General features: G+C 69.9%; 12 protein-coding genes and 1 pseudogene. 4 read left to right on the top strand and 9 right to left on the bottom strand.

What is annotated here, in order from left to right; genetic code table 11:
- Window positions 1–193, bottom strand: a pseudogene (locus tag IJH84_RS24450) (glycerol-3-phosphate dehydrogenase); the annotation flags it as partial.
- A 70-nt stretch (window positions 194–263) separates the two neighbouring features.
- Window positions 264–1,142: a DeoR/GlpR family DNA-binding transcription regulator gene (locus IJH84_RS24445; RefSeq protein WP_233628530.1), complete on the bottom strand. Its 879-nt coding sequence runs from the start codon at window positions 1,140–1,142 to the stop codon at window positions 264–266.
- 377 nt (window positions 1,143–1,519) lie between these two features.
- On the opposite strand from IJH84_RS24445, the gene IJH84_RS24440 reads away from it, so the two are divergent.
- The gene (locus IJH84_RS24440) at window positions 1,520–2,263 is read left to right on the top strand and encodes an MIP/aquaporin family protein (RefSeq protein ID WP_295149548.1); all 744 of its coding nucleotides are present in this window, start codon (window positions 1,520–1,522) and stop codon (window positions 2,261–2,263) included.
- A 95-nt stretch (window positions 2,264–2,358) separates the two neighbouring features.
- Window positions 2,359–3,861 (top strand): glycerol kinase GlpK, encoded by a 1,503-nt coding sequence (gene glpK / locus IJH84_RS24435; protein WP_295149546.1) that lies wholly within the window; start codon window positions 2,359–2,361, stop codon window positions 3,859–3,861.
- Window positions 3,862–4,368: 507 nt separating this feature from the next.
- Here the strand turns inward: glpK and IJH84_RS24430 are convergent.
- The 4 genes from IJH84_RS24430 to IJH84_RS24415 all read right to left on the bottom strand — a co-directional run bounded on the left by IJH84_RS24430 (window position 4,369) and on the right by IJH84_RS24415 (window position 8,686).
- Window positions 4,369–4,929 (bottom strand): GNAT family N-acetyltransferase, encoded by a 561-nt coding sequence (locus IJH84_RS24430; RefSeq protein WP_295149544.1) that lies wholly within the window; start codon window positions 4,927–4,929, stop codon window positions 4,369–4,371.
- 70 nt (window positions 4,930–4,999) lie between these two features.
- Window positions 5,000–6,160 carry a macrolide family glycosyltransferase gene (locus IJH84_RS24425; RefSeq protein ID WP_295149542.1) on the bottom strand — a complete coding sequence of 387 codons (1,161 nt, stop codon included), beginning with the start codon at window positions 6,158–6,160 and terminating at the stop codon, window positions 5,000–5,002.
- Between the two features lie 624 nt (window positions 6,161–6,784).
- Window positions 6,785–7,168, bottom strand: a complete 384-nt coding sequence (locus tag IJH84_RS24420; protein ID WP_200068621.1) for a thiol-disulfide oxidoreductase DCC family protein — start codon at window positions 7,166–7,168, stop codon at window positions 6,785–6,787.
- Between the two features lie 114 nt (window positions 7,169–7,282).
- A complete protein-coding gene (locus IJH84_RS24415) occupies window positions 7,283–8,686 on the bottom strand; it encodes an NAD(P)H-quinone dehydrogenase (RefSeq protein ID WP_295149540.1) in 1,404 nt (467 codons plus the stop codon).
- A gap of 173 nt (window positions 8,687–8,859) precedes the next feature.
- Here IJH84_RS24415 and IJH84_RS24410 point away from each other — a divergent pair, with 173 nt between their 5' ends.
- Window positions 8,860–9,312, top strand: a complete 453-nt coding sequence (locus IJH84_RS24410; RefSeq protein ID WP_200068619.1) for a gamma-glutamylcyclotransferase — start codon at window positions 8,860–8,862, stop codon at window positions 9,310–9,312.
- A gap of 49 nt (window positions 9,313–9,361) precedes the next feature.
- Complete coding sequence (locus IJH84_RS24405) at window positions 9,362–9,604, top strand: hypothetical protein (protein ID WP_295149537.1); 243 nt, start codon at window positions 9,362–9,364, stop codon at window positions 9,602–9,604.
- A 104-nt stretch (window positions 9,605–9,708) separates the two neighbouring features.
- Here IJH84_RS24405 and IJH84_RS24400 read toward each other — a convergent pair whose 3' ends face one another.
- From IJH84_RS24400 to IJH84_RS24390, 3 genes are all read right to left on the bottom strand, one after another.
- Window positions 9,709–10,377, bottom strand: a complete 669-nt coding sequence (locus IJH84_RS24400; protein ID WP_295149535.1) for an HAD family hydrolase — start codon at window positions 10,375–10,377, stop codon at window positions 9,709–9,711.
- A gap of 318 nt (window positions 10,378–10,695) precedes the next feature.
- Window positions 10,696–11,454 carry a hypothetical protein gene (locus tag IJH84_RS24395; protein WP_295149534.1) on the bottom strand — a complete coding sequence of 253 codons (759 nt, stop codon included), beginning with the start codon at window positions 11,452–11,454 and terminating at the stop codon, window positions 10,696–10,698.
- A gap of 70 nt (window positions 11,455–11,524) precedes the next feature.
- Window positions 11,525–12,460, bottom strand: a 936-nt coding sequence (locus IJH84_RS24390; RefSeq protein WP_295149532.1) for an amidohydrolase, incomplete at its 5' end; no start/stop codon positions are given.

Below are 12,460 nucleotides of genomic sequence, written 5' to 3'. Positions count from 1 at the left end.
GGGTCGCCGCGTCCAGCGCGGTGCCCGCGCCGGTGACGCCGCCGCCGATCACGACGACGTCGAAGTCCTCGGAGCTCAGCCGCTGCCAGTTGCGTTCCCGATCGGACGGGCCGAGCCTGCCCCCGGCAGCCTCGGACGCGCGCGTCGCCTCGCTCGCGCCGGCGTTCGCGGATGATTTGTCGTCGTGGGACACCAGGCGTCCTCCTCGCTCGAATCGCGATCACCGCCGACCCGCGCCCGCTCGGCACGTCCAGCGATGGTCATCATGCCCGGCCTGCGTCCTGCACGCCTGCCGCGCCGTTGCTGGTCGGACCCGGTTGCGGGTCCTCTTTCGCCGTGTTCGCGCCGATCTCCGCGGTGCGCCGGACGGTGGCGCCGCGCTCGCGCAGCACCTCGATGTCCGCTTCGCGCGTGTGCGAGTCGACGATCACGATGTCGAAGTCCTCCGCTGGCGCGACCGCGTGCAGCGCGCGCCTGCGGAACTTGGTGTGGTCGACGTAGAGCACTCGCCGGCTGGCCGCGGCGAGCATGGCCTTCTTGAGCTGCACCATCTCCTGCTGCGGGTAGCAGCAGATGCCGTCGGTGACCGCGGAGACCGACATGATCGCCTGGTCGACGCGCAGGCCGCGCAGCGCGTCCAGCGCCATGCCGCCGACGAAGGCGTCCGCCCACGGCAAGTAGTCGCCGCCGATCGAGATCAGGTGCACGCCCTGCTGCCCGGCCAGTTCGCCGAACACGCCGCGGTGGTTGGTCACCACGGTCAGCGGAGTCCGCTCCGGCAGCTTCCGCGCCAGGTAGACGCCGGTGGTGGAGTCGTCGAGCACCAGGGCCTGCCCGGGTTCGACGAGTTCCGCGGCGGCACCGGCCAGCTCGTGCTTCTCCGCCTCGTTCTGCTGCATCCGGTATTCCGAAGCCGCCTCGTACAGCAGCGAGGAGGCCGCGGAGACGTAGCCGCGGTTGCGGTGCACCAGTCCCTGGGATTCGAGGTCCGCCAAGTCGCGGTACACGGTCATCGCGCTGGCGCCCACGGTGGCCACCAGGTCGTCGATGCGCAGCGTCCCTTCGGCCATCACCAGCTCGGTGATGCGCCGCCGCCGGTCCTGCTGCTTGCCGGACGGGCGCCTGCCGGATGTCGCGGACATCGATGTCCCCCTCACCGCCGTATCCCCAGCGGGGACTTCCTGCATCGGGTGCCCATCCTCCTTGCCGAGCCCGTCGGCTGGCCCCGCGCCTCTCGGCACGGACGGAGCCGACCGCAGCTACACCGTCTTATTCGATAAAAACACCATCCTGAACCTATTGCAATGTTTGTTTTCACAAGTCTAATGTGACCGTGTTCTCCGGCGCGGTCCGAGCGCCGGAGCAGCTCCAACGGAGGAGGCCGACGCGCCGATGCGCACCCGTCGACCGCTCGCAAGCGCGGGCCGTTCGAGCCGATCACCCGGGGCCTCCCCGGTACCCACCTCGGACATGAGCTGCACTCGACCGCGCCGACGGCGCCGCGATTGAGGGGATCGGAATGAACCTCGGCGAGATCTTCCTGTGGGAGATGCTGGGCACGGCCATGCTCACCCTGCTCGGGTGCGGTGTGGTCGCGAATGTGACGCTGCGCCGGACGCTCGGGAACAGCGGCGGATGGCTGCTGGTGAACTTCGGCTGGGGCTTCGCGGTCTTCGCGGGCGCCAGCATCGCCGCGCCCACCGACGCGCACATCAACCCGGCGGTGACGTTAGGGCTCGCGGTGGACGGTCAAGTGCCCTGGTCACAGGTGCCCACCTACATCGTCGCGCAGATCGCCGGCGGCGTCCTCGGCGCCGTGCTGTGCTGGGCCGCCTACAAGCTCCAGTTCGACACCCACGACGAGCCTGCCCAGACCGGCGGCATCTTCTACACCGCTCCGACCGTGCGCAACGCGCCGTGGAACCTGGTCACCGAGATCATCGGCACCTTCGTGCTGGTGTTGTGGATCATCCAGACCCCTGGCTCGGAGCGCGGCCCGGACGGATCGATGGAGTTCGGCAACGACGCGCTGGGTTACGCGGCGGTCGCCTTCATCGTCATCAGCATCGGGGCGTCGCTCGGCGGCCCCACCGGGTACGCCATCAACCCGGCCCGCGACCTCGGCCCGCGGATCGCCTACGCGCTGCTGCCGATCCGCGGGAAGGGCTCCGCTGACTGGGGCTACTCGTGGATCCCGATCGCCGGGCCGATCATCGGTGGCGTGCTGGCCGGGGCGCTGGCCTCGGTGCTGCCGGCCACGTGAGCGAGCCGGGCTGCCATGCCCGCGGCACGTTCCCCGGGTGACACTGACCCCCGCCACGCGCGAACCCGCAGGAAACCTCCGAAAAGGACGACACCATGGCCTCCTACGTCGCCGCGATCGACCAGGGCACCACCTCCACCCGCTGCATGATCTTCGACCACTCCGGCCGGACGGTGGCCGTCGACCAGGTCGAACACCGGCAGATCTTCCCGAAGGCGGGCTGGGTCGAGCACGATCCCGAGGAGATCTGGAGCAACACCCGGCAGGTGTGCGCGGGGGCGCTGGCCAAGGCCGACCTGGTCAACTCCGAGATCGCCGCGGTGGGCATCACCAACCAGCGCGAGACGACGGTCGTGTGGGACAAGGCCACCGGCAAACCCGTCTACAACGCGATCGTCTGGCAGGACACCCGCACCGACTCCATCGTCAGCGAACTCGCCGCCGACGGCGGGCAGGACCGGTTCCACCAGCAGACCGGGCTGACCCTGTCGCCGTACTTCTCCGGCACCAAGATCCGCTGGATCCTGGACAACGTCGACGGCGTGCGCGCCCGCGCGGAGAACGGTGAGCTGCTGTTCGGCAACATGGACACCTGGGTGCTGTGGAACAGCACCGGCGGCCCGGACGGCGGGCTGCACGTCACCGACCCGACCAACGCTTCCCGGACCCTGCTGATGGACCTGGAGAAGCTGGAGTGGGACCCGGAGATCTGCCGCCAGCTCGGCGTGCCGATGTCGATGCTGCCGGAGATCCGCTCGTCCTCCGAGGTCTACGGGCACTTCCGGGAACGCGGCGTGTTCGGCGGCCTGCCGATCGCCGGCATCCTCGGGGACCAGCAGGCGGCCACGTTCGGCCAGGCGTGCCTGTCGCCCGGCGAGGCCAAGAACACCTACGGCACCGGCAACTTCCTGCTGCTCAACACCGGGACCGAGCGGGTGCTCAGCGAGAACGGGCTGCTCACCACGGTCGGCTACAAGATCGGCTCCAAGGACACGGTGTACTGCCTGGAAGGTTCCATCGCGGTCACCGGGTCGCTGGTGCAGTGGCTGCGGGACAACCTCGGGCTGATCGGCAGCTCGCCGGAGATCGAGCAGATCGCGCGGACCGTGGACGACAACGGCGGCGCGTACTTCGTGCCCGCGTTCTCAGGGCTGTTCGCACCGCACTGGCGCTCCGACGCGCGCGGCGCGATCGTCGGGCTCACCCGGTTCGTCAACCGCGGGCACCTGGCCCGGGCGGTGCTGGAGTCGACCGCGTTCCAGACCCGCGAGGTCATCGACGCGATGAACGCCGACTCCGGGGTGCCGCTGAAGTCGCTGAAGGTGGACGGCGGCATGGTCGGCAACGAGCTGCTCATGCAGTTCCAGGCCGACATCCTCGGGGTCCCGGTGATCCGGCCGACGGTCAGCGAGACCACCGCGCTCGGCGCGGCCTACGCCGCCGGGCTCGCGGTCGGCTTCTGGAGCGGCGAAGAGGACATCCGCTCGAACTGGGCCAAGGACCGGCAGTGGGACCCGCTGATGGCCGAGGACCGGCGCGCCGCCGAGTACCACCAGTGGCAGAAGGCCGTCACCAAGACGTTCGGCTGGGTCGAATGATCCGGTTCCACTGAAAACGTTCGCCGCGCCCGGCCGAGTGCCCCGGACGGACGCGGCGAATTCCGGCGGCGTGCTCGCGCCCCGCTGCTTTCCGGCGGCGACGCGAGCACGCCGCCGTTTTTGCGTTCACCGGAGTGCGTTTCCGACGCAATAAGACCTCAGCTGCAGCAACAAGACGACCCCAATGCGTGGGTACTGTGGGCCGAGTGGTGGGATCACCAGGACTGACTCTGAGCGCACAGCGATGAAATAGGACAAGTGATCCCGGACTCCCCTACACGGGATTCCGGGATCTCCGCCATCCGTATCATTCGCACCGCGGCGATCCGCCAGCAGCTTCACCACCTGGCGCTGTGGCACTTCCGTCGATCCCGGAAACAGGGCTTCCGGACGTTGCGGAAATGATCTGCGCAAGCAGCGGATCCGTCGACTCACCGGTCTCGTGTTTCGCACTGGCAACCTGCTGTCCTGTGAATTCTCAAGGCCACGGCGTTGGTGGTGACCGGCTCACGAGCTGCGCTGCACGGCCTCCGATGCCGCCAGGCGCCACACCAGCTGAACACCGGTGCAGGCCGGCGCTGGCGGATCGGTCGCGTCGCGGCGGTCGACCTGGGTGAACCCGAGCGCTTCCGGGATGGCGCGACTGCGCAGGTTGGCCTCGTCGTGCACGATCTCGACGTGGTCGGCGCCGATCCGGAAGGCCTCGTCCACCAGCGCCCGCGCCGCCCGCCGCACGATGCCGCGGCCCACGTGATCGCGGTGCAGCCAGTAGCCGATCTCCAACCCGCCTGGGCCGATCCGCGCCATCAGGCTGGCCGAACCGATCACGTCCGAGCCCGGTCCCAGCACCGCGTAGTCGAACGCCTTGCCCTGCTCCCAATCGCTGCGGCTGCTGCTGACGAAGTCCGTGGCCGTCTTCAGGTCGTAGTCCGGCCTCGCCCACGGCATCCACGGCGCCAAGTGGTCCAGCGACTCGGTCACCACCCGGAAAGCCACGGCGGCGTCCTCCAGACGCCACCGGCGCAGGTCCACCCCGTCGTGGTGCAGCTGCTCGTTCGGTTTCCGCATGTCGCCGCAGTGTTCACGAAAACGCGGCGGCGGGATACCGGTTTTTCCGGTGATCCCACCGCCCATGCGGTCAGCGCAGCTGCTGCTCGGCGACATCGGCGGCCCGGCGCACCCCGCCGGCTTCCCGGATCTCGTCGCGCACCGCGCGCAGCCGGGAAGCGATCGCCGGATCACCGGTCACCTGCTCCAACGCTTTGCGCAGTGCTTCGGGCGTGGCATCAGCGCTCGGCAGGTGCACGCCCAGCCCGAGTTCGGCGAGCCGTGCGGCGTTGGCGAACTGGTCCGCGGCTTGCGGCACCGCGATCATCGGGACGCCGTGGTACATCCCCTCCGTCGTGCCGCCCATCCCGGCGTGCGTGATGAACGCCGCGGCTTGCGACAGCACGCTGAGCTGCGGCACCCACCGGTGCACTGCCACGTTCGGCGGGATCGGGCCGAGATCGGCCGGTTCGACGACCTTGCCGATGGTCAGCACCACCCGCCAAGCCAGCTCGCCGAACGCGGCCAGGCAGCTGCGGTAGAACTCGGGTTGGTCGGTGTAGGCGGAGCCCATCGAGATCAACAGCACCGGCCGGTCGTCCGGCGCTTCCCAATGCCCCTGGAACGCCCGCTCGGTGAGCATCGGGCCGACGAAGGTGTATTCGTCGCCGACCGATTCGCCGCAGTACTGGAACGAGCGCGGAATCGTCACGATGCAGCGCTGCGGGCTCATCGTCCGGAACCTCATGTCCACGCCCTCGTCCGCGAAGAACGTGTCGGCTCGTTCCCAGACCGCTCGCATGGCGGGAGTTTCCTCCCAGCCGAACTGCTCCTCGAAGCCCTCGAACGCGACGTGCGTGGGCGACAGGCACAGCGCAGGAACGCCCCACTGCTCGGCCAGCACCGGCGCTTGCAACGCACCGATGTCGTAGATGACCAGGTCCGGGCGGTCCGCGTCGTAGCTCGCGGCGAGCTGCGGATGCACCGAGATCATCTCTTCGACGAACAGCAGCACCGCGGCTGCCTGGTCATCCGGCCATTCCTGCTGGGTCGACGCGGCGGGCAGCGTCGACTCGTACAGCACTACCTCGGCCCCGGCTTCCGCGATCTGCGGGGCGAAATCGGTGGTCGTGGCATATGTGACCCGGTGGCCGCGGGCCACCAGCTCGGTCACCAGCCCCAGTCCCGGGTTCACGTGGCCGTGCGCGGGCACGGCCATGAACGCGATGTGCGCGCGGCGGTTCTTCAGCACCTTGACTCACTCCAAGCCGATAAGGGAGCCGCTGCATCGAGCGGCCGGACGTGGAGACGTGCCGTGGACGCAAGCGCCGACCGCGTAGTCGGCGCGCGTCAACACGGACGCTGTGCAGTCACAAAAAGAACAGGTGCATGAATGAGACCGTAACCGCGCCGCCGAAACCCTGTCATCAGATTATCCGGGCTCACCCCGCCGGCTAGTCGCCGTTCTCGCGCGCCGCAGGTGATCACCGGGATGCCCCTGTACCGGTGACCACCTGCGGTTTCTCCCCCGACGGACACAAAGTTACGCGGGTGCGGGGCGCCGCCGGATCGGCCGAAGTGCCGCTGAAAAGTCGATCGATCGGCCATCTGGCCAGCGGACGGGCGGGGATTCTCATACTTTCGGCCGAGATTCGCCGCGGGTGCACCCGAGGTGAACCCCGTCCAGTGCCTGGCGGGACGGGCAGCGCCGGACCGTCCGGCAACGAGTCGGGCAACGAGCGGGACGCGCAGCGAGTCAACGCGAGTTCCGAACCGCTCATGCCGGGTGCGCAGCAAGGACGCGCGCTGTCTCCCATGCGCCCAGAACGACGGTCAGGCGCGGAGCGATCAGGCGCAGGGCGTTCGTTCCGGAGGGTCAGGCGCCGGGCCGCTGCTCGGCAGGCAGCTGACAGGCCGGCGTGGCACCGGGCAGCCGGTGGCGGTTGGCTGAAACCCAGCGATACGCCAGGTCAGCAAGGGTCCGCAGCACCGGAGCCGAGATCAGCACGCCGAGCACCGACCACGGCACGCCGCAATGCTTGAGCAGTTCGGCCACCGCACGCGCCCCACCGAACACGCGACCTTCCTCGTTGACCCAGAGCACCTCGTGCCGCGCCCGCTGCTCGGTGGTGCGCAATGCGGCGAGGTCGGCCTCCTGCCAGGGCGTCAGCTCCGCGCGCAGCGGCAGCTTTTCGGCCAGCCGCACGCTGCGCGTGCAGAAACCGCAGTCACCGTCGTAGACCAGAACCGGTGTGGACATAACCGTGCAACCTCCCGTGCTTCCCGAGCCCGGCTTCCCGAACCGCGGGCCGCGAAAACGACCGCTCGGTGCGGAGGCGGTCCGGACGATCGAACCGGACGACCGCTTACCCGGTCAGTCGAGGTCGTCGTGGCGCATCAGCTGGCGCCCGGCCTCGGTCAGCGAGCCCGTCAGCGACGGGTACACCGAGAACGTGTTCGCCAGGTTGTCCACGGTGATCTGGTTCTGCACCGCCAGCGCGATGGGCAGCACGAGTTCGCTGGCGTTCGGCGCGACGACCACGCCACCGACGACGACACCGGTCTGCGGGCGGCAGAACACCTTGAGGAAACCCCGCCGCAGACCTTCCATCTTGGCCCGCGGATTCGTCGCCAACGGCAGTTTCACCGTCCGCGCGGGGACTTCGCCGGAGTCGATCGCCTGCTGGTTGATCCCGACCGTTGCGATCTCGGGATGGGTGAACACGTTGGCCGCGACCGTCTTCAGCTTGATCGGGCTGACGCCCTCGCCCAGCGAGTGCCACATCGCGATGCGTCCCTGCATCGCCGCCACCGACGCCAGCAGCAGCAGACCGGTGCAGTCGCCCGCCGCGTACACCCCGGGAACCTTCGTGCGGGACACCCGGTCCACCGGTACGTAGCCGCCGCCGTCGGTCTCCAGGCCGATTCGGTCCAGCCCGATGTCACCGGTGTTGGGCACCGAGCCCACGGTCATCAACGCGTGGCTGGCCTCGACCTGCCTGCCGTCGGCGAGGTGCACCAGCACGCCCTTGTCGGTGCGCTCCACTCGTTCCGCACGGGCGTGCTTGACGACCTCGGTACCGCGCTCGGCGAAGACCTCTTCCAGCACGCCTGCCGCGTCGGCGTCCTCGTGCGGCAGCACCCGGTCCCGGCTGGAGACCATGGTGACCTTCACGCCCATCTCGGTGTAGGCGGAGGCGAACTCGACGCCGGTGACACCGGACCCGATGACCGCCAGGTGATCCGGCAGTTCCGGCAGGTCGTAGAGCTGCCGCCAGTCCAGGATGCGTTCGCCGTCCGGCACCGCGCCGGGAAGCACCCGCGGCGTGGCACCGGTGGCGATCAGCACCACGTCGGCGACCAGCTCGTCCACTCCGCCGTCGAGGCGTTCGACACCGATGTGGTGCTGGGCCAAGCCGGTTGCCGGGTTGGTGAATCGCGCCCGGCCGGCGATGACCTGCACACCTTCCCGGCGCACCCGCGAGCGGATGTCCGCGGACTGCGCCAGCGCGAGCCCCTTGACCCGGCCGTGCACCACGGCGACCTCGGGCTCGATGCCGTCCGCGACCGCACGGATGCCCAACTCACCGGCGTCGCGCACGGCCGACCTGGCCCCCGCGGAAGCGATGAAGGTCTTCGAGGGGACGCAGTCGTAGAGCACGCACGCACCGCCGAGGCCATCCGGCTCCACCAGCGTCACGTCGGCCCCGTTCTGCGCTGCGACCAGAGCCGCCTCGTAGCCCGCAGGCCCGCCTCCCATGATCACGATGCGGGTCACTTCTGCGTTCCTCCCGTGCTCCGTGCCTTGTGGGCGCCGGGCTCACCGTACGCCGCGCGGACCGTCACCGATCCGGGTGGTACCGGCGATTCGCCGGTTTCCGGAACCCCGACGCGCAAGCGGTGACGTGGTCCACTCCGACATCCGGCACAACGATCGCTACCCTGTGGGACGTGCCGCTGTACGCCGCGTACGGGTCCAACATGGACCCGGCCCAGATGATGGACCGAGCCCCGCATTCGCCGATGGCGGGAACGGGCTGGCTGATGGACTGGCGGCTGACCTTCGGCGGTGAGGACTACGGCTGGGAAGGCGCGCTGGCGACGATCGTCGAGCACCCCGGCGAGCAAGTGTTCACCGTGCTTTACGACGTCAGCCCCGAGGACGAACGACAGCTCGACCGCTGGGAAGGCTCCGAGCTGCAGATGCACAAGAAGCTGCGGCTACGCGTGCAGACACTCGACGGTCCGGTGCTGGCCTGGCTCTACGTGCTGGACGCCTACGAGGGCGGGTTGCCGTCCGCGCGCTACCTCGGCGTGATGGCCGACGCGGCGGAGGCCGCGGGCGCTCCCGAGGACTACGTGGAGAAGCTGCGCATCCGTCCTTGCGGGAACGTCGGACCCTGATTCCACCCGCCCCGCTGGGCGAGAACCGCCGCCGCACACCGCGCGTGCGGTGATCACACGATCGCCACACGTCGGTGGAGAGGTCGACCTGGTCCAGGCGGACGGCGGAACGATCTCCCAGCAGCAGCGGCGCGAGCGGATCCGGCGGGAAGTGCTCGCACACGGCCGCGTGCGCATCGAAAGCCTCGTCGAGCAGTACGGCGCCAGCGGCATGCCCATCCGCGCCGTGCCGCTGACCGACTTCGACGCGGTCGTGGTCGATTCCGATGTCCCGGAACCGCTGGCCGAATAGCTGCGCGGGTCCGGAGTGCACTCGGAGATCGCCGGCAGCCGACCGCGAGCGCAGGCTCCGCACGGGCCAGGGCGGCTCCGGGCCGCCCGGGAACAGGCAGCCGGCTACCGGACTCGCTGCTGCAACCGGTCCACCGCCCCGGGCGCTTCCGCCAGCGAGAACACGGCGATGTCCGGCTCGCGCAGCTGCTGCTGCGTCGGATCCGGTGGAGCTTCGCCGCGCACCACCCAAACCGTGCGCATCCCGAGCTGCTGTGCACCGCGCACGTCGGAGTCCAGGCGATTGCCGACGTGCACCGCGTGCTGCGGAGCCACCCCGGCCTGCCGCAGCGCGTGCCGGAAGATGGCCGGGTCGGGTTTGGCCGCTCCCACCAGCTCGGAGATCGCCCAGAAGTCGATGAACCCTGCGACTCCATCGCGCCGCAGCGCGTCCAAGACGACCGCGCGCTGGTTGGCGACCACCCCCAGCCGGTACCGCTCGGACAGTTCCCGCAGCGCGGGCAGCACATCCGGGTGCAGCGCCGCAGGCGGGTAGAACCAGTAGCTCTCCGCCCGGTCGGACAACCGCTCGCGCTGCCCGGGTCCGAGGAAGTGCTCGGCGATCGCGGTTCGCAGCGAACCGCTCTGCGACTGCCGCCGGGCGTCGTAGACCTGCTGGAACTCGGCTTCCACGAGCACGCCGCCGTTCTCCGCGACCAGCTCGCAGGTCGCGCGCAGCAGCGCCTCCCGATACCAGGAGTCGTCGTAGATCGGGCCGCCGACGTCGAGCAGCACCAACTCGATCCGCCCGCCGCGCGTCGAATCCGGAGCGTGCGAGTCCGTGTCCGCCGCGCACCGCCCGGTATTCGCATCCGTGGCGGAGGGAGCCCGTCTCGTGCCGTGGTCCACCTGAATCTGCCCGGAACCGGCTGACGACCGCGGGGCTTCTCGCGACACTTCGCGACCTCCTAGTCCCGGTGACGCGCCCGGGCCGACTACGCGCGAAACGTCGCACTGCGGCACGGGCTCGGTTCGGCGAGCCGGGTCCATCGCCGAACATAACGCATCTGACTGCATTCATCACAAGGCGACATGTGACGTTCCCGGCGGCGCTCATCCCTGAACTCCCGCCGACGCGGCGTGGATCCGGGCCACCACCGGCATCGCACCCGAGGGGCTGGTGCGCGCCAAGTCCAGCAACTCCGCGGCACGACGAGTACCGCGGCGATCGTTCCTGCGGGCCACCTGTTCGGTCACCGCGGATCGGAACCGCAGCGCGGCACCGCCGAGCACCGCCATGGCCTGCTCCAGGCAAGCCAGCGCAGTGCGCGGCGGTCCGGTGCACAGCAATTCGGCCAACGCGGCGTCCAATGTGTACACCCGCAGTCCGTCGAGTTCGAGCACATCGGACTCGCGGATCCACGCTTGGCGTACCACCAGTCCCGGCGACGGCCGTGGCTGCTGGTCGTAAGGCACCGTCACGTGCAAGGAGTCAGCACCATCGGCCTCGGTGCAACCGTGCATGGCAACAGCGGTCGGCCCGGACAGGACCGCGTGCGGTCCCGCGCGCAGCAACGCCGCCTCGGCCCGTACCGCTGGTTTCCCGGCGAGCCCGGATGGTGCGGCGACGCCGGGAACGATCTCGACCCAGGTTCCGTCACCGAGCAACGCGCGCAGTGCCTCCGCACCTAATACGTGCTCAGCCGCGGGCACGGTCAACGCACCGTGCCTGGATCCTGCGGGGACGGCCTCGGCGCCCGGATCGCGGAGATCGGAGCGCTCGGCATCGCCGGGTTCCGGCCGCGGCACGTCCGCGTCCCGGCGGGAAGGTGGATGGCTCAGGGAAGCTCGTGCGAGCAGGTTCGCGGTCATACTTGATAGAGGCCGCGAACCTCCGCACAGATACATCCCGATCGGGTGAGTGCCATCCGGCCGGGCCGGCTCACTCCGCCAAGGCCGCCAGCGCGGTCCCCACCATCACGCGGATTCCCACCAGCAGCGCACGCTCGTCGAGATCGAACGTCGGCTGGTGCAGGTCCCGCGCCCGCGCCTGCCCGGAACGAACTCCGAGCCGCACGAACGACCCCGGCACGTGCTCCAGGTACCAGCCGAAGTCCTCCCCGCCGGAAGACTGCGGCGTACCGGTCACCGCGTGCTCACCCAGCGCCCGCTGGATCGCCGCGGACATCAACTCGGTGCTGTCGGCCTCGTTGACCACCGGCGGAACCCCACGCCGGTGGTGCAGGTCGAAACCGACGCCGAGCGGCGCCAGCAAACCGCCGACCAGCTCCCGCACCAGCGGCTCCAGCTCCGCCCACGTCCCCCGGTCCCCGGTGCGCAGCGTGCCGGTGAGCACACCGCTCTGCGGGATCGCGTTCGGCGCCTCCCCCGCGTGCACCGCACCCCACACCAGCACCGTCCCGGTGCGCGGATCGACGCGGCGGGACAGCAGCGCGGGCAGTCCCGTGACCAGCGTGCCCAGCGCGTGCACCAGGTCCGCGGTCAAGTGCGGCCGCGAGGTGTGCCCGCCCGGCGAGTTCAGCCGGATCTCCAGCAGATCGCTGGCCGAGGTGATCGCGCCCGGCTTCACCCCGACCCGGCCGACCGGCAGTCGCGGGTCGCAGTGCAATCCGAAGATCCGTTCCACGCCGTCGAGCCCACCGGCCGAGAGCACGTCCAGCGCGCCACCCGGCATGACCTCCTCGGCGTGCTGGAAGATCAACCGGATGCGCCCGGGCAGCTCCGGCGCCGTTGCCAGCGCCAACGCCGTGCCCAGCAGGATCGTGGTGTGCGCGTCGTGCCCGCACGCGTGCGCGACCCCGTCCTTGCCGGACGCGAACGGCAGACCCGTCGCCTCGGTCAGCGGCAGCGCGTCGAT

Source organism: Saccharopolyspora sp., assembly GCF_017434145.1.
Taxonomy (GTDB): Bacteria; Actinomycetota; Actinomycetes; order Mycobacteriales; family Pseudonocardiaceae; genus Saccharopolyspora_C; species Saccharopolyspora_C galaxeae.
Note: the sequence above shows the minus strand (reverse complement) of the source record. Positions and strands in the feature narration are given on the sequence as shown.

Coding starts and splice junctions, on each gene's coding strand:
- IJH84_RS24445 (WP_233628530.1), bottom strand. CDS start 1,142: ATGTCCGCGACATCCGGCAGGCGCCCGTCCGGCAAGCAGCAGGACCGG.
- IJH84_RS24440 (WP_295149548.1), top strand. CDS start 1,520: ATGAACCTCGGCGAGATCTTCCTGTGGGAGATGCTGGGCACGGCCATG.
- glpK (WP_295149546.1), top strand. CDS start 2,359: ATGGCCTCCTACGTCGCCGCGATCGACCAGGGCACCACCTCCACCCGC.
- IJH84_RS24430 (WP_295149544.1), bottom strand. CDS start 4,929: ATGCGGAAACCGAACGAGCAGCTGCACCACGACGGGGTGGACCTGCGC.
- IJH84_RS24420 (WP_200068621.1), bottom strand. CDS start 7,168: ATGTCCACACCGGTTCTGGTCTACGACGGTGACTGCGGTTTCTGCACG.
- IJH84_RS24395 (WP_295149534.1), bottom strand. CDS start 11,454: ATGACCGCGAACCTGCTCGCACGAGCTTCCCTGAGCCATCCACCTTCC.